Annotated in this window: 13 protein-coding genes; 6 read left to right on the top strand and 7 right to left on the bottom strand. The window is 70.7% G+C overall.

The features are described 5' to 3' along the window. Positions 1–15 precede the first annotated feature (15 nt). From MKL01_RS07650 to MKL01_RS07635, 4 genes are all read right to left on the bottom strand, one after another. Entirely contained in the window at positions 16–783 is a 768-nt protein-coding gene (locus MKL01_RS07650) for a class I SAM-dependent methyltransferase (RefSeq protein WP_243904613.1), read from the bottom strand. Between the two features lie 15 nt (positions 784–798). Beyond that, on the bottom strand, positions 799–2,007 hold the full coding sequence (locus MKL01_RS07645) for an MFS transporter (RefSeq protein ID WP_243904688.1): 1,209 nt from the start codon (positions 2,005–2,007) through the stop codon (positions 799–801). 151 nt (positions 2,008–2,158) lie between these two features. Next, positions 2,159–4,303 carry an OmpA family protein gene (locus tag MKL01_RS07640; RefSeq protein ID WP_243904612.1) on the bottom strand — a complete coding sequence of 715 codons (2,145 nt, stop codon included), beginning with the start codon at positions 4,301–4,303 and terminating at the stop codon, positions 2,159–2,161. A 77-nt stretch (positions 4,304–4,380) separates the two neighbouring features. Then, positions 4,381–5,448, bottom strand: a complete 1,068-nt coding sequence (locus MKL01_RS07635) for a DUF2865 domain-containing protein (protein ID WP_243904611.1) — start codon at positions 5,446–5,448, stop codon at positions 4,381–4,383. Positions 5,449–5,606: 158 nt separating this feature from the next. Here MKL01_RS07635 and MKL01_RS07630 point away from each other — a divergent pair, with 158 nt between their 5' ends. After that, complete coding sequence (locus MKL01_RS07630; protein ID WP_243904610.1) at positions 5,607–6,119, top strand: CreA family protein; 513 nt, start codon at positions 5,607–5,609, stop codon at positions 6,117–6,119. A 36-nt stretch (positions 6,120–6,155) separates the two neighbouring features. Here the strand turns inward: MKL01_RS07630 and MKL01_RS07625 are convergent, their stop codons facing one another. Continuing rightward, complete coding sequence (locus tag MKL01_RS07625) at positions 6,156–6,497, bottom strand: hypothetical protein (protein WP_243904609.1); 342 nt, start codon at positions 6,495–6,497, stop codon at positions 6,156–6,158. A gap of 298 nt (positions 6,498–6,795) precedes the next feature. On the opposite strand from MKL01_RS07625, the gene cysS reads away from it, so the two are divergent. Continuing rightward, positions 6,796–8,193, top strand: coding sequence for a cysteine--tRNA ligase (gene cysS, locus MKL01_RS07620; RefSeq protein WP_243904608.1), 1,398 nt, complete (start codon positions 6,796–6,798; stop codon positions 8,191–8,193). A gap of 100 nt (positions 8,194–8,293) precedes the next feature. Beyond that, positions 8,294–9,061: a S1 family peptidase gene (locus MKL01_RS07615; RefSeq protein WP_243904607.1), complete on the top strand. Its 768-nt coding sequence runs from the start codon at positions 8,294–8,296 to the stop codon at positions 9,059–9,061. Positions 9,062–9,163: 102 nt separating this feature from the next. On the opposite strand, the gene ctrA is transcribed toward MKL01_RS07615, so the two are convergent. Further along, positions 9,164–9,865: a response regulator transcription factor CtrA gene (gene ctrA, locus MKL01_RS07610; protein ID WP_243904606.1), complete on the bottom strand. Its 702-nt coding sequence runs from the start codon at positions 9,863–9,865 to the stop codon at positions 9,164–9,166. A 419-nt stretch (positions 9,866–10,284) separates the two neighbouring features. Here ctrA and fliI point away from each other — a divergent pair, with 419 nt between their 5' ends. From fliI to MKL01_RS07595, 3 genes are all read left to right on the top strand, one after another. Further along, on the top strand, positions 10,285–11,637 hold the full coding sequence (gene fliI, locus MKL01_RS07605) for a flagellar protein export ATPase FliI (RefSeq protein ID WP_243904605.1): 1,353 nt from the start codon (positions 10,285–10,287) through the stop codon (positions 11,635–11,637). Between the two features lie 151 nt (positions 11,638–11,788). After that, positions 11,789–12,196 carry a flagellar export protein FliJ gene (gene fliJ, locus MKL01_RS07600; protein ID WP_243904604.1) on the top strand — a complete coding sequence of 136 codons (408 nt, stop codon included), beginning with the start codon at positions 11,789–11,791 and terminating at the stop codon, positions 12,194–12,196. Between the two features lie 168 nt (positions 12,197–12,364). Then, entirely contained in the window at positions 12,365–13,432 is a 1,068-nt protein-coding gene (locus MKL01_RS07595; RefSeq protein WP_243904603.1) for a lysylphosphatidylglycerol synthase domain-containing protein, read from the top strand. A 310-nt stretch (positions 13,433–13,742) separates the two neighbouring features. Here MKL01_RS07595 and flhA read toward each other — a convergent pair whose 3' ends face one another. After that, a complete protein-coding gene (gene flhA / locus MKL01_RS07590; protein WP_243904602.1) occupies positions 13,743–15,884 on the bottom strand; it encodes a flagellar biosynthesis protein FlhA in 2,142 nt (713 codons plus the stop codon). Between the last annotated feature and the right edge of the window lie 114 nt (positions 15,885–15,998).

Below are 15,998 nucleotides of genomic sequence, written 5' to 3'. Positions count from 1 at the left end.
CGCGCGGCGCGCGGGTCAGCGCGGGCGGGCCTCGATCAGCGCGGAATCCAGAAGGAAGCTGCCGTCGGCCTCGATGCCGAAGTGGCTGGCGACTTCGGCGGGCGCCGCCGCCTGCAGGGCCCGGATCGCCGCCACATGGGTCGCAGGCGTGCGCATCCGGGCGATCCAGCTCGCGAACTCCATCCGCGGCCGGCTCGCGACCGCGACGCCGGGGCTGAAGCCGGCGGCGTCCAGCAGGGCGCGCCATTCCGACACTCTGTAGTCGCGCACATGCGAGGGGTCGCGCAGCAGTTCCACGGCCTGCAGATGCGTATCGAGCAGCGGATCCTCGGGCGCGACGATGTCGCTGACCACGAGAAGTCCGTCCGGCCGCAGCACCCGCCGCGCCTCCGCCAACGCCGCCGGCACGGCGCGCCAGTGATGGGCGCTGTACCGGGTCAGGACCGCGTCGAAGGCCGCGTCCGCGAAGGGCAGGGTCTCGGCGGCGCCCTGACGGGTGTCGATGCGATCGAGACCGCGTCGAGCCGCCTCGGCGGCGACCGCCGCCAGCATCGCCTCGGACAGGTCGTAGGCGGTGACCACGGCGCCCGCGGCGGCGGCCGTGAAGGCGACATGCCCGCCCCCGCAGCCGAGATCGAGCACCCGCGCGCCGGGCCGGGCCTGGATCACCGCGCCGATCCGATCGAGATCGGCGCCGGCCGCGTGCACGGCGCTGGTCACGTAGGCGGCGGCCTGCGAGCCGAACTGATCGACGACGTGTCGGGCGTGATTGCGCGCGCTCATGGGCGGATCTCCGGTTCAGTTCGTCAGCGGCGCGAGGCGGGACAGCCGCAGGGCGACGATCAGCGCCAGACCGTACAGGCCGCCCACGAACAGCACCACGCCGGTCCAGCCGGCATGGGCGAAGAACCAGCCGCCCGCGGTCCCGAGCACCGAGGAGCCGAGGTAGTAAAGGCACAGGTAGACCGAGGAGGCCTGCGCCCGGTCGCGCCGGGCGCGTCGCCCGACCCAGCTGCTCGCCACCGAATGCGCCCCGAAGAAGCCGACCGTCGCCACGACGACGCCGGCGACGATCAGCAGGAGGTTGTCGGCGAGGGTCATCAGGATACCGGCGAGCCCGACCCCGGTGGCGAGCCACAGCACCCGCCGCCGGCCGAAGCGGCTCGCCAGCTCGCCCGCGACCGGGCTGCTCACCATGCCGGCGAGGTAGACGGAGAAGATCAGGCCGATCACCGTCTGGCTCAGGGAGAACGGCGGATCGAGCAGGCGGAACCCGATGTAGTTGTAGATGCAGACGAAGCCGCCCATCAGCAGGAACGCCTCGGCAAACAGCCAGGGGAGGCCGGCATCGCGAAAATGTTGGGTGAAGCTGCCGGGCACGTCCCGCCAGGCCATCCGCCGCGGCACGAAGCTGCGCGAAGGCGGCAACCAGCGCCAGAACGCCAGGGCGGCGACCAGCGCCAGCCCTCCGATCGTTGCCAGCCCGACCCGCCAGTTCACATGGTCCGCCATCACGCCGCTGATCAGGCGTCCCGACATGCCCCCCAGCGCGTTGCCGCCGACCAGGAGCCCCATCGACAGGCCGATCGCCTGCGCGTCCATCTCCTCGGCGAGATACGCCATCGCCACCGCGGGCAGGCCGCTCGCGGTCAGCCCCGCGAGGGCCCGCAGGACCAGGAAGCCGTGCCAGCTCGGCACGAGGGCGGCCACGATGGTCAGGATCGCGGAGGCGAACAGGGAGGCCAGCATCACCGGTTTGCGGCCCCAGATCTCCGAGAGCGGACTCACCACCAGCAGGGCCAGGGCCAGCAAACCGCAGGGCAGCGACAGGGCGAGGCTGCTCTCGGCCGGCGACACGCCGAATGCGTCGGAAAAAATCGGCAGCAGCGGTTGCACCGCGTAGAGCACCGCGAAGGTCGAGAACCCGGCCGCCGCCAGTGCCAGCGCCGTGCGGCGGAAGACCGGCGTCCCCGACCGGATCAGCCGCCCGTTGCCTTCGCTCTCCATCATGGTCCCGCGCTGCCGGTGTCGCCGGGTGGTGGAACGCAGGGTGCCTCGCGTCAACCGCGGTAAACGCCCCGCCATCGCGCGGGTGATGCAGACCGGATCGAGCGCCGCGACAGGCCGTGGCCCGTCGCGGTCGGATTTGACGGCCCGCTCAGCGCGGCGGCGCAGCCTGTCCCGTTCCCTGCTGCAGAAGCGGCGTGATCCGCCGGACCGTGACGCGGCGGTTCTCCCGCGAGGCGTTCTGCGTGTTCACCTTCAGGTACTGCTCGCCGTAGCCCTGGGTGGTCAGGTTCTCGGGCGGGACCTGGAACTGCTGGGTCAGCACGGTCGCCACCGATTGCGCCCGGCGGTCCGACAGGGACAGGTTGTCGATGTCGGAGCCGACCGCGTCGGTGTACCCTTCGATCAGGAAGACCTCCTGCGGATTGGCGCGGATCGCCCGGTTGATCGCCCCGGCGATCACCGACAGCCGCGCCGCCTGGTCCGGCGTCACCGTGAACGATGCGGTGTCGAAGTTGATCGTGTCGATGTCCACCGAGCGCATCCGGGCGCGCAGGTCGGGGCTGTAGCGGACCTGATCCAGGGTGTAGCGTCGGTCGATCGCCACCACCGGCGGGGCCGTGAGCGCCTCGTAGACCGAGCCCTCGTCCGCCTGGTCGTACTCCACCACGTAGCGGTCGCGGGGGATGCGGATGTCGGGCGGCGGCAGCACCACGACGTCGTCGTAGATCGGCCGCGGCGGCCCGGCGTAGCTGTTGTCGATGATGACCACCTCGCGGCCGTCGCGGAACCGGCGATAGCGACGCAACATCCGTCCGTCGTCGTCCGTGACGGTGACGATCTGTTCGCCGCCGGGCCGGTCGATGAAGCTGTAGAAGTCGGCGCCCCGCCGTTCGGAGCGGAAGCCGCGCGGGTCGATGTCCCGGAACCGCTCGTTCTCATCGTGGCGGATCAGGTAGGTGTCGCGGTCGCGCACGATGATGCGGCCGGGTTCCCGGTAGAAGGTGCGGCCGCCCTCGCTGTACTCGCGGCGGTCGCGGCGGACCTGTTCGTAGTCGCGCACGTCGTCGTCCTGGCGGAAGCCGCCGGCGACGTAGCCCGGCTGACCGGGCGTGTTGAAGCCGCCGTTCTGCCGGGCGGAGCCGCCCGGACCCGGCTGTCCGGGCTGCGCGGCGCCCAACGGCGCTTGGCCGGGGACGGGCGCTTGACCGGGAGCGGGCGCTTGACCGGGAGCGGGCGCCTGGCCCGGTGGCTGGAACGGCCGACCGGGAAGCCCGGGCGCCATATTGGGAGGTGCCGGCCGGCCGGGATCGGCGCCGGGACCGGTGTTGGGTTGGGCACGGCCGTCCGGCCGCGGCTCGGGCTGAACATCCTGGCGCTGAACCGGGCGGCCCGGCACGCCGGGTGCCATGTTGGGCGGCAGCGGGCGGCCCGGTTCCCCGCCGGGACGCGTGTTCGGCTGAGGAGCATTGCCGGGCTGCGTGTCCTCACGCCGGCCCGGGCCGCCGGGGATAGGCGGTGCCGCGCCTGGCCCCGTCGGCCGCGCATTGGGGGCGGTCCCGCTTGAGCCGTCGGGACGCGGGCCTGGAGGCCCGCGATCGGGCGCGGCATCGCGCGGCCCGGGACGGTTCGGTGCCGCGTCCGCAGGAGCGCGATCCCGGTCCGGGGCCTGCCGCTGCTGCTGCTGGACCGGTGGGCGCTCCGCGTTCGGTCGTGAAGGTGGCGCCCGCCCGTCATCCCGGTCCGGGGCCTGCGGCCGATCGGGGCCGGGCCGCCCGGGCGGCGTCGCACGCTCCTGAACTCCCCTGTCCTGGGGTCCCCTGTCCTGGCCTCCCCGGTCCGGACGATCGGCTTGCGGGTCCGGGCGTTCCGGCCGTGCGCGCGGGCGCTCCTGCTGCCGCTCTTGCGGCCGCTCCGGCTGTCGCTCCTGGACCGGTGCCCGCTGCGGTGCGTCCGGCCTGCGGTCCGGCGCATGGTCGCGCCCTCCCGGCTCGGCCTGCGGCTGACGCGGGGCCGAAGGCTCGGGACGCTCGCGCGCGGCCGGGGCAGGCGCCGGCCGCTCGGGTCTTGGCTCGGGCCGCTCGCGACCGGCCGGCGGACCCGCCGGTCCGGGACGCTCCTGCGGCGGCCGCTCCGGGCGTGGTCCCCCATGCGGCGGCTCGCCGCCGCGCGGTCCGCGCTCGTCCGGTCCGCCCTGCGCCATCAGGATCCGGTCCGGCGATGCCGCGGCGAGCGGCGGGCCAACGAGGATCGGAAGCACGGTTCCGGTGAGGAGGACCAGTCTCAGCAGGCGCATCGCGACCCCGTGTCGGTTCAGGACGAGCCGAACACGGAGCGCAGCCTTTGGTTCCCCGCCGACGCGTGGGGACGGCGTCAGGGCATCAGGCGCTGGGGTACCGCGATCACGCCGGGGGCGATGATGCGCACGGCAATGTGATCCGGCTTGGCTTCGCCGGCCTTCGCCGCCTCCGCCTTTCCGGCCTCGTCGGCGGACAGGCCGTCCCCGACTCGGGTCTCGGCCGAGACCCGGCCGGCGGCGTCGGCGGCGATCTCAGCCGCGGTCCGGTCGGCCCGGCCCACCAGGGTCAAACGGACCTTCGGCCGCGAGAGGGCCTCGGCCTGCATCGGCGTGACGAAGATATCGCCCTTGTGCCGCACCAGCATGCTCTCGGCTTTCACCAGGGATTGCGCCCAGGTCTTGCCCTCCGGCTTGCAGGAGCAGTTCGGCACGAACTCCTTGCGGAACTTGAAGGCGTTCGCGAGGCTCGTGTAGGCGCGGCTGCCTTTGACCGAGGCTGCATGCTTCAGCGCGTCGTCCCCGTACGGCATCGAGTAGGCCTGGGCCTCGGCTCCGGGGCAGAGCGCCTGACACATCTCGTCGGCGCCGCCGCGCCCGTCGGGCAGGTTCCGCATCGGGAAGAAGCCGCCGTCGCAGGTCCGTACGCAGACCATCTGCGGACCGCCCCGGGCATAGCTCTCCCCGGTTCCGGCATAGGTTTCCCGGGCCGGGCAGGTGGAGGCGACGAGGCCCTGAAGCTCGCGCTTGCGGCTGACGCTGTCATCGATCGCCGCGCCGCCATACGTGGCCTTGAGAGCGCGGATCCGCTGCTCCACGGCGCCGCATTGCGGCGGGCGCGTATCGAAGAACAGGAATTTGCCGCCCTCGCAGTTCAGGCCCCGGAAATACGCCTCCAGCCGCCCGATCTCGTCGTTGAGGGCACGGGTCGTGCTCGCCCCGTTCTGGAGCGCGGCCAGCTCGGCCCGGTAGCGGCGGCACTGCGGCGACGGCAGCGGCGCGACCGGCTTCACCTCCGCGACGGGCGGATCGGCCGGCGCGTCCTGCGCCGCGGCGGGAGCCGTCAGACGCCCGGACAATCCGAGGGCGAGGAGTGCGATCAGGATAAATCGGCCGCGCGGACGGACGATCGGGCGGTGAGGCATCGGCTGCATCGCGTTGATCGGCTGCGCGCGACCCGGAGGGGACCGGGCTTGCACGCATCCGGCTTCGGGACCGAAGCAGCGCCACTCTACGCCCCCTCGAAAGGGGGCAACACCCCTCCTACATGGCGCCGGCAAGCTTCAGGGGGGATTGGCGCGTGATGTGGTTTCGGAGTCTCACCTATGTTGGGTTCCTGGCCCTGGCTTCGGCGGCGGCCGGACCTGCGGCAGCCCAGGAGCCGGATCGCATCTTCGACAAGTCGACCGTCTGGCGCCCGCTGACGCCCAACGACAAGCTCGTGGTCTACGGTATCGACGATCCGGCGGTGGCGGGGGTCGCCTGCTGGTACACGCAGCCCGAGAAGGGCGGGATCAAGGGTACGCTCGGCCTGGCCGAGGACGTCTCGGACATCTCGCTGGCGTGCCGTCAGACCGGTCCGGTGGCCTTCAAGGGCAAGCTTGCCCAGGGCGAGGTGGTGTTCAGCGAACGCCGCTCGCTGATCTTCAAGTCGATGCAGATCGTGCGCGGCTGCGATGCGCAGCGCAATACGCTGATCTACATGGTCTATTCGGACAAGGTCATCCAGGGCTCGCCGAAGAACTCGACATCCGCGGTCCCGATCGCGCCTTGGGGAACACAGCCGGCGCCACGATGCGCCGAGGCCATGAAGTAGCGAGCTCCGCGGGGGGGCGTCGCCGCCGCGATGCGGTCAGTCGCGACAGGTGATGCGGATCGGGCGCTCCGAGGGGCTGGCGATCGGCTGGCTGATGGCGCCGGTGTATTCATCGGCTGCGGCGACGCCGTACGCGTCGGCGGCCGCATAGCCCTGCGCCTCGCACCACGCGTTGGCGACCACCTGGCCGCAGGCGCTGTCCGGCGTCGTCAGGCACTCGCCGACGCCGTAGCCGTCGCTCGAGGGGATCAGGAAGGTCTTCTCGACATGGCCCGGCGCCTTCGCGGGCGTCTCTCCGTCGCTTCCGGCCAGGGCGGCGTGCGCCAGCCCGGCGGTGGCGAAGGTGAGAGCGAGGAAAACGGCGGCCGAGCGTCGCATGGAGGGTCCTTGGCAACAGGATCTGTGCTGAGAGGCGCGTGGTCCGGACGGTCCGACGACGCGGTTAAGGAAGCCTTACCCGCAGGACCGGGCGTGCTTCTCGAATTCCTCACGCTTTTGGGTTAGCCCCATCGGGCGGGCGACGCCGTCGCGGCGATGCAACAGGATGCTGTGGCGACGCCGGCGGGACCGCCACGTTTCGGCCGTTCTTCGCCGCGCGACCCTCGGCGGACGGAGCGGGTCGAGGCCGGGGCGGCGGCGCGATCCGGCCAAGATGCCGGCAGGGGAGGTGGGTTTCATGGCGCCGATGTTGCGGCTCTACAACACGCTCACCGGCGCCAAGGAGGACTTTGCGCCGATCGATCCCGGGCACGTCCGGTTCTACGCCTGCGGGCCGACGGTGTACGACGCGGCGCATATCGGCAACGCCCGGCCGATCATCGTCTTCGACCTGCTGTTCCGGCTGCTGCGCCACCTCTACGGGCCGGCGCACGTCACCTACGCGCGCAACGTCACGGACGTCGACGACAAGATCAACGCCCGCGCCGCCGAGCGCGGCATCTCGATCCGCGAGCTCACGGACGGGACGCTGGCGCAGTTCCACCGCGACGTGCGCGACCTCGGCGTGCTGATGCCGGAGGATGTGAACGTGGCCGGCGAGCGCCTCCGCTTCGTCGAGCCCCGGGCCACCGACCACATCGCCGAGATGGTGGCGATGATCGACGCGCTGGTCCGCTCCGGCCACGCCTACGTGGCGGAGGAGCATGTCCTGTTCGACGTCCCGTCGATGCCCGAGTACGGCCAGCTTTCCGGCCGCCCGCTCGACGAGATGGAAGCCGGGGCGCGGGTCGAGGTCGCGCCCTACAAGCGCTCGCCGCTCGACTTCGTGCTCTGGAAGCCCGCCAAGCCCGGAGAGCCGTCCTGGCCGTCGCCCGCCCGGATCGCGGCGCCCGGGCGCCCGGGCTGGCATATCGAGTGCTCGGCCATGTCGGCCAAGCACCTCGGGCGGACCTTCGACATCCATGCGGGCGGCATCGACCTGATTTTCCCGCATCACGAGAACGAGGTCGCGCAGTCGCGCTGCTGCTTCAGCACCAACGTCATGGCCAATGTCTGGCTGCACAACGGCTTCCTCCAGGTGGAGGGCGAGAAGATGTCGAAGTCGCTCGGCAACTTCATCACCATCCGCGACGTGCTGAACGACTGGCCGGGCGAGGTCGTGCGCCTCACCATGCTCAAGACCCATTACCGGCAGCCGATCGACTGGACGCTGCGCGGGCTGGAGGAGTCGCGCCGCGTCCTCGAGCGTTGGTACAACGCCGCCGGCGACGAGGCCCCGGCCCCCGGCGTTCCCGACGCGGTGGTCGAGGCGCTGTGTGACGATCTCAACACGCCGGCGGCGATCAACGAGCTTCATCGGCTCTCGGGTGGGCCGGAGGCCCGGCCGGCCGATCTGCGGGCCGGCGCGAACCTGTTCGGCTTCCTCGCCAGCACCCGGAGCGACCGCGCGCGCAAGCGCGTCGAATCCTCCGGCGTCGACGTGGCGGTGGTCGAAGCGCTGATGGCGGAGCGCAGGGCGGCCCGGGCCGCCAAGGACTGGGCCGCCTCCGACCGGGCCCGCGACGCGCTCGCCGCCCTGGGTGTCGCCGTGAAGGACAACAAGGACGGCACGACCACTTGGACGGTGGCCGGCTGACGGCGGCGCGAGCGCGGCGGCCGCGTCCTTGCGACCGCTTGCCCTGCCGCCTCCGGGCGGCATCTGTGGTCAGGGGCCAGTCGCCGCGAGAGACCAGCACGTGAGAAACTTCTGGACCAACGGCGTCTCCCGCGCGGCCGCCGGACCGGCTTTGGCCTGCGTGCTCGCTTTGTGCGGGCCGGCTTCGGCCATCGAGGGCGGTGCGCCTGCGGGTCGCGACGCCCTCGCGCAGGCCACGGTCGCCATCGGCACGATCACGCAGCCCGAGGAGGCCCTGCGTCTGACCCGCTGCACCGGCGTGCTGATCGCGCCCGACCTCGTGCTCACGGCGGCCCATTGCGTGAACGGGGATCCGCTCGGCGCGCTGGTGGTCTTCTTCCGCGGCACCGAACCGGCGCCGCCGGTCTACGGGGCGCGGGTCGCCGCCCGCTACAGCCCGGATCCGGGCGAGATGCTGCCCAACGCGGCACCCGACGTCAGCCTCTCGGATCTCTCCCTCGACCTCGCGGTGCTGCGCCTGACCGCCCCGGTGCGCGACCGGCGCCCGGTGCCGCTGGCGTCCGACCCCGGCCGGGTGCCGAAGAGCCTGCGGATCGCCGGAGCGGGCCTGTACGGACGCACGGTCGGGCGCCTGCGCACCGCGACGCTGACCCCGCTGGCGGCCAGCAGCACCGGCCTGACGATCGCCCGGGCGAAGGGCGCCCGGATCTGCTTCGGGGATTCCGGCGGCCCGGTCGTCGCGCAGGATCGGCGCGGCTTGTACATCTGGGGCGTCGCCAGCGCGGTGATCAGCCGGGCCGCCCCCTGCGGCGGCTACGTGGTGATCGCGCCCGCGGCCCAGGTCTTTTCCGCGACCGGGATGCGGTGAGGCCCCCGGACGTGCTTCGCCGGGGCGTGCGCCCCCTCGAAATGCGAAAACCCCGCGCGGCCTGACCGCACGGGGTTTTTCGAATACCGGTGAGCGGGCGGATCAGACCGCCATCCGCTCCTCGCCGTCCATCGGCTCGCGCAGGACGTAGCCGCGGCCCCAGACGGTCTCGATGTAGTTCTTTCCCTGGCTGGCGTTGGCGAGCTTCTTGCGCAGCTTGCAGATGAACACGTCGATGATCTTCAGCTCCGGCTCGTCCATGCCGCCGTAGAGATGGTTGAGGAACATCTCCTTGGTGAGCGTCGTGCCCTTCCGGAGCGAGAGGAGTTCCAGCATCTGGTACTCCTTGCCGGTGAGATGCACCCGGGCGCCGCCGACCTCGACGGTCTTCTGGTCGAGGTTCACCACCAGGTCGCCGGTGGTGATGACCGACTGCGCGTGGCCCTTCGACCGGCGCACGATGGCGTGGATGCGCGCCACCAGCTCGTCCTTGTGGAACGGCTTGGTCAGGTAGTCGTCGGCCCCGAAGCCAAGGCCCTTCACCTTGTCCTCGATGCCGGCCATGCCCGACAGGATCAGGATCGGCGTCTTGACCTTCGCCACGCGGAGCGAGCGCAGCACCTCGTAGCCCGACATGTCGGGCAGGTTCAGATCGAGGAGGATGATGTCGTAATCGTACAGCTTACCGAGATCGACACCCTCTTCCCCGAGGTCGGTGGTGTAGGTGTTGAAGTTCTCGGACTTGAGCATCAGCTCGATGCTCTGCGCGGTTGCGCTGTCGTCCTCGATCAAAAGTACCCGCATCGTCGGTCCCCAGCCCAGCCGGCCGCATCAGCGCGCAGACACGTCCTTATCGCTCGCCCGCCCACCGGCCTGTGGACGGGCGCCCCGTCGCCCTTGACGTGAACGCTATGGATTAATCGTTAACAAAACCTGATTCCTGCCCGCAAGCGTCTCGTTCGCAGTTCCGTCAGCTTGACAGGAGAAACTTTGCGTCTCCGGTCCCGCTCAGGGTCCTGATTCCAAACCGTCCGCGTCCAGATCGTCCGCCCATCGCGGCCTAAGTACTTCCCGCGTCACGCTTCGGTCGCCGCTGTGATCCGTGGGCCACAGCCGACCGCCTTCGTTGAGCTCGGCCGCGACCGATCCCGGATCGAGCCGCTACGTGCCCGTGGACCGCAGTGTTAAGGAGGCCGGTAAACGAAGCGTTGAGAGCCAGGCCGATGACACAGGATCCGGCAAGAACCGTTTCTTCCCTCGCAACGGCCCGTGCCGCCCTCGAGCGGGTGGGCGTGCTCGAAACCTTCGGCCGGGTGGTGGCGATCCGCGGCCTGCTGGTGGAGGTCGCCGGGCCGGTGGCCGCGATGCGGCTCGGCGGCCGGATCGACGTCGAGGGCGCCAACGGTCTCGGTCTCGTCCCCTGCGAGATCATCGGTTTCCAGGGCGACCGCGCGCTCGCGATGCCGTTCGGCTCCCTGGACGGGGTCCGGCGCGGCTGCCCGGCCTATGTGCGCGACGAGGCCGCCGGCGCCATCCGTCCGTCCGGGGGATGGCTGGGACGGGTGATCGATGCCCTCGGGCGTCCGGTCGACGGGCTGGGTCCGCTGGCGCAGGGACAGGACGTCTACCCGCTCCGGGCCGACCCGCCGCCGGCGCATGCCCGCACGCGGGTCGGCGGCCCGCTCGACCTCGGGATCCGCTGCATCAACACCTTCCTGACCATGTGCGCCGGCCAGCGCATGGGCATCTTCGCGGGATCCGGCGTCGGCAAGTCGGTCCTGCTGTCGATGCTCGCCCGGTACACCGCCGCCGACGTGGCGGTGATCGGTCTGGTGGGTGAGCGCGGTCGCGAGGTCCAGGAATTCCTCCAGGACGACCTCGGCGCAGCCGGCCTCGCCCGCTCGGTCGTGGTGGTGGCGACCTCCGACGAGCCGGCGCTGATGCGGCGCAACGCCGCCTACGTCACCCTCTCGGTGGCCGAGTACTTCCGCGATCAGGGCGCGAAGGTCCTGTGCATGATCGACTCGATCACGCGGTTCGCCATGGCCCAGCGCGACATCGGCCTCGCCGCCGGCGAGCCGCCCACCGCCAAGGGCTACACGCCGACGGTCTTTTCGGAATTGCCGCGCCTGCTGGAACGGGCCGGCCCGGGGGTCGGGCAGGGGACGATCTCGGCGCTCTTTACGGTTCTGGTCGAGGGCGACGACCACAACGAGCCGGTGGCCGACGCGGTGCGGGGCATCCTCGACGGCCACATCGTCATGGAGCGGGCGATCGCCGAGCGGGGCCGCTATCCGGCGATCAACGTGCTGCGCTCGGTCTCGCGGACCATGCCGCGCGCCTGCGATCCGGCCTGGCTGCCGGTGGTCCGGCGGGCGCGCCGGGTGCTGTCGACCTACGCCGACATGGAGGAGCTGATCCGCCTCGGCGCCTACCGCGCGGGCTCGTCGCAGGAGGTCGACGAGGCCGTTGCGCTCATGCCGGATCTTGAGGCTTTTCTGGGGCAGGGTAAGGAAGAAGCAACGTCCATCGGCGATGGTTACGAACGGCTCGGCCAGATCGTCGGCAGGGCCTAGGCATCCTGCGCCGAGGCGGAGCCACCGCGCCCTCGGATCGGATGCACGAGTGAGAACCCGAGCGGAGCTGCCTGGCGCAGGTCCGGTCAGGGGCACGGGTCGGGCAGGGTTCCCGGCTTGGCCTTGAGCGTTGCGTGGAGTGAGCGTCCTGATGAAATCGCGTGACACGCTGATCCGCCTGCGCCGCTTCCAGGTCGACGAGAAGCGCCGGCGCGTGACCCAGATCGAGATGATGATGGCCGATTTCCAGCGCATGGCGGTGGAACTCGACCGGGAGGTCGCCGTCGAAGAGGCGCGCGCCGGAATCACCGATGTCGGTCATTTCGCCTATCCGACCTATGCGCGCGCCGCCGCGACGCGCCGGGACAACATGCGCCAGTCCGCCCAGGCGCTGGAGAGTCAGCTCGACGAGGCGAAGGCCGAACTCGGCGAGGCCTTCGAGGAATTGAAGAAGGTCGAGATCCTCAACGACCGCGAGCGCACCGCCGAGCGCGCCGCCGATGCGGCCCGCGACCAGGCCGCGATGGACGGGATCGGGCTGAACCGCGCCCGGGGCTGACACCGGGCTCGACGGGCGACGGCAGTCTGGGGTGGCCGTAGGCCGAGCGGCGCGACGCGGCACGAAACCGTCATGATCGCCTGACAAGGGGGTCGCGGCGACCTTCAGGCCGCTTGCAGCGCGTCGCTCGCCGGCGCATCAGGGGCTCTCCCCGGGGCGTCGGTGTTTATGAAGAAGCTCAGCGAGTTCATCTGGCCCCTGATCGGCCTCGCGGCCGTGATCGTGTCGGGTTATTTTCTGTACCAGGAACTCAAGACGACGTCGCTCTCGGCGATCTGGGCGGCGATCCTGGCGATCCCGCCGCACCGTATCCTGCTCGCGGCCCTCTCGACCCTCGTCGCCTACGCGGCGCTGGCCTGGTACGATCGGATCGCCCTGCTGCATCTGGGCGTCCATCACATCTCGTTGCTGTTCGTCTCACTCTGCTCGTTCACGACCTACGCGCTGTCGCACAACATCGGCGCCTCGGTCTTCTCCGGCGCCCTCGTGCGCTACCGGGCCTACACCGCCAAGGGTTTGACGGCCGCCCAGGTGGCCGTGCTGGTGGCCCTCTGCTCGTTCACGTTCTTCCTCGGCACGGTCCTGCTCGGTGGGTTCACCCTGGTGGTCGACCCGACGCTGCTGACGCGGCTCGAAGGCAAGCTCCCCGGTTTCCTCACCGATCCCAAGACCGCGCTGGTGGTCGGGATCTGCATGCTGGGCTTTGTCGCCCTGTACGTGGTCGGCTCGATCCTGCGCCTGCGCCCGCTGCACATCCGGTCGTTCAAGCTTGAGTATCCCCGGCCCGGCATCATGGGTCGCCAGCTCCTGGCGGCGCCGCTGGAACTCCTCGGCGCGGCGGGCATCATCTATTTCTCGCTGCCGGAGGCGATGAATCCGGGCTTCATCCCGGTGCTTGCGATCTTCCTGGCCTCGTTCTCGGTGGCGCTCGCCTCGCACGCGCCGGGCGGCCTCGGCGTGTTCGAGATCGTGTTCATCACTGCCATGCACATCACCGACGAGGCGCAGAAGGATGCGATCATCGCGGCGGTGATCATCTTCCGGATCTTCTATTTCTGGATCCCCGCCCTGGTCTCCGTCATCGTGGTGATCGCCTTCGAGCGCTCGCGGCTCGCCGCCGCGATCGGCTCCGCCGCCCATGGGCCCAAGGCGACCGCGGTGCCCGAGCCGCCCGTGATCGTGCCCGGACTCGACGCGCACGCGATGGAGCGGGAGCTCAAGCAGAAGGCGATCTGAGGCGGATCGCAACGCCGGCGGCCGCGTCGTCGGGGCTCGTGTTATCGGGTCGCCGAACAAGGGTGACGACTGGTTTACACACGTCTCCCTCCCCCTCTGCGGGGGAGGGTAGCCCCCGAAGGGGGTCGGGAGAGGGGCAGCGCGACGCTGCGGGCTACGGCACTCAGTGTGCGACCTCTCCGAAAGCGGTTTTTCCTCTCCCGACCCCTGCTGACGCTGGGGCCACACTCCCCCTGCAAAGGGGGAGGGCGCGTGGCAGGTGCGGGGCGGGCCACGAACTCAGCCCGCTCAGCCCCGGAAACCGCGGCGCTCAGATCGAGTTCACCGTCCGCAACCGCGCCCGCGGGTGGATCTCGGCCTGACTCATCACCGGCGTCTCGCGGCGGAACCGCTCGATGATCGAGCGCACGAAGGGCCGCGTCTGCGCCGAGGTGACCAGGACCGGCATCTCGCCCTGGCGGGCGGCGGTCTCGAACCGATCGCGGACCGCGGTGACGAATTCGCTGAGCTTCGAGGGCTGCATCGCCAGGTAGCGCTCCTCGCGCTCGCCCACGATCGACTCCATGAAGGCCTGCTCCCAGGCCGGCGAGAGGGTGATGATCGGCAGGGTGCCGCCCTGGTCCTGGTACTGGGCGCAGATCTGCCGTCCGAGCCGCGCGCGGACGTGCTCGACCACGTCGCGGGGGTTCTTCACCCCGCCCGCCACCTCGGCGATCGCCTCCACGATCGCCCCGAGGTCGCGGATGGAGACGCGCTCGGCGAGGAGGAACTGCAGCACCCGCTGGATGCCGGTGGTCGAGATCTGCGAGGGCACGATCTCCTTGAGCAGCTCGGCATGCTCCTTGGACAGCTCGCGCAGCAGCTTCGAGACCTCCACATGGTTCAGCAGTTCGGAGACGTGCGCCTTGATCACCTCCGTGAGGTGGGTCGAGACCACGGTGGCCGCATCGACGACCGTGTAGCCCTTGAGCTGTGCCTGGTCGCGAAGCGCCGCGTCGATCCAGGTCGCCGGCAGGCCGAAGGTCGGCTCCAGCATGTGCTGGCCGGGCAGCTGCACCTGACCGCCCATCGGGTCCATCGCCATGAACTGGCCCGGGAAGATCCGGCCGGAGCCGGCCTCGATCTCCTTGACCCGGACCACGTAGGAATTGGCGTCGAGCTGGACGTTGTCGAGGATGCGGACGGACGGCATCACGAAGCCCAGTTCCGCCGCGAGCTGGCGGCGCAGGGCCTTGATCTGGTCGGTGAGCCGGTCCTGGCCCTCGCCGTTGACCAGGGCGAGGAGCGCGTAGCCCATCTCGAGCTTGAGGTCGTCGAGCTTCAGGAGGTCGGTGACCGTTTCCTCCTTGGGGGTTGCCGCGCCCGCGGTGCCGTCGGCCGGCGCGCCCTTCGCGTCGAGGAGCGGCGCCTGCTTGGCGGTCTTGTTGGCTCGCCAGGCCGCGTAGCCCGCTCCGCCGCCGAGCAGCAGGAACGGCAGCATCGGCATGCCGGGCAGCAGGGCGATGAGCAGCATCACGGCCGCCGACATGCCCAGCGCCTTCGGATACTTCGCGAGCTGCTTGCCGAGCGCCTTGTCGGCCGCGCCGCGCACGCCGGCCTTCGAGACCAGCAGGCCCGCGGCCGTCGAGACGATCAGCGCCGGCACCTGGCTCGCCAGGCCGTCGCCGATGGTCAGCAGCGTGTAGCTCTTGGCGGCGTCGCCGAAGCTCAGCCCCTGCTGGGCCACGCCGATGATGATGCCGCCGACCACGTTGATGAACGTGATCAGCAGGGCCGCCACCGCATCGCCGCGCACGAATTTCGAGGCGCCGTCCATGGCGCCGAAGAAGGCGGATTCCTCTTCCAGCGCCGCCCGACGGGCCTTGGCGGCCTTCTCGTCGATGAGCCCCGCCGAGAGATCGGCGTCGATGGCCATCTGCTTGCCCGGCATGGCGTCGAGGGTGAAGCGGGCCGCGACCTCGGCGATCCGGCCCGAGCCCTTCGTGATCACCACGAAGTTCACGATGATCAGGATCGCGAACACGATGATCCCGATGACGAAGTTGCCGCCCATGACGAAGTGGCCGAAGGCCTCGATGACGTGGCCGGCCGCCGCCGTGCCCTCGTGGCCGTGCCCGAGGATGAGGCGCGTCGAGGCGAGGTTCAGGGCGAGCCGCAGCATCGTGGCGATGAGCAGCAGCGTCGGGAAGACGGTGAATTCGAGCGGATTGTCGATCGACAGGCCGGTCATCATGATCAGCACCGACATGATGATCGAGACCGCGAGGAGCAGGTCGAGCAGGATCGCCGGCAGCGGAAAGATCAGGACCGCCAGGATCGCCATGACGCCGGTGGCGAACATGAGGTCCGAGCGCTTGGACAGCGCCTGGATGTCGCCGCGCGTCGGCAGCACGAGCTGGCCGAGTATCGCCGCGGCTCCCATTCGTGCCGGCGCGCTCGCCGTCTCCGCCATCGATCCCATCCGTGTCCGTCCACCGGCGGAGCATTTCCGCGGCAGACCCGGCAAGATCTGCCGGGCGGATGGTTAGCGGCGCGTTAAGGCGTGCGCCGATGCCTGCGGGAACCC

Origin of the sequence: Methylobacterium sp. J-070, from assembly GCF_022829385.1 — a bacterium.
Classification (GTDB): domain Bacteria; phylum Pseudomonadota; class Alphaproteobacteria; order Rhizobiales; family Beijerinckiaceae; genus Methylobacterium.
This window is presented reverse-complemented; position numbering and strand designations above follow the sequence as displayed.

What these genes read in the sequence shown, in the direction of transcription:
- MKL01_RS07650 (WP_243904613.1), bottom strand. Translation starts at nt 783, where the DNA reads ATGAGCGCGCGCAATCACGCCCGACACGTCGTCGATCAGTTCGGCTCG.
- MKL01_RS07645 (WP_243904688.1), bottom strand. Translation starts at nt 2,007, where the DNA reads ATGGAGAGCGAAGGCAACGGGCGGCTGATCCGGTCGGGGACGCCGGTC.
- MKL01_RS07640 (WP_243904612.1), bottom strand. Translation starts at nt 4,303, where the DNA reads ATGCGCCTGCTGAGACTGGTCCTCCTCACCGGAACCGTGCTTCCGATC.
- MKL01_RS07635 (WP_243904611.1), bottom strand. Translation starts at nt 5,448, where the DNA reads ATGCCTCACCGCCCGATCGTCCGTCCGCGCGGCCGATTTATCCTGATC.
- MKL01_RS07630 (WP_243904610.1), top strand. Translation starts at nt 5,607, where the DNA reads ATGTGGTTTCGGAGTCTCACCTATGTTGGGTTCCTGGCCCTGGCTTCG.
- MKL01_RS07625 (WP_243904609.1), bottom strand. Translation starts at nt 6,497, where the DNA reads ATGCGACGCTCGGCCGCCGTTTTCCTCGCTCTCACCTTCGCCACCGCC.
- cysS (WP_243904608.1), top strand. Translation starts at nt 6,796, where the DNA reads ATGGCGCCGATGTTGCGGCTCTACAACACGCTCACCGGCGCCAAGGAG.
- ctrA (WP_243904606.1), bottom strand. Translation starts at nt 9,865, where the DNA reads ATGCGGGTACTTTTGATCGAGGACGACAGCGCAACCGCGCAGAGCATC.
- fliI (WP_243904605.1), top strand. Translation starts at nt 10,285, where the DNA reads ATGACACAGGATCCGGCAAGAACCGTTTCTTCCCTCGCAACGGCCCGT.
- fliJ (WP_243904604.1), top strand. Translation starts at nt 11,789, where the DNA reads ATGAAATCGCGTGACACGCTGATCCGCCTGCGCCGCTTCCAGGTCGAC.
- MKL01_RS07595 (WP_243904603.1), top strand. Translation starts at nt 12,365, where the DNA reads ATGAAGAAGCTCAGCGAGTTCATCTGGCCCCTGATCGGCCTCGCGGCC.
- flhA (WP_243904602.1), bottom strand. Translation starts at nt 15,884, where the DNA reads ATGGCGGAGACGGCGAGCGCGCCGGCACGAATGGGAGCCGCGGCGATA.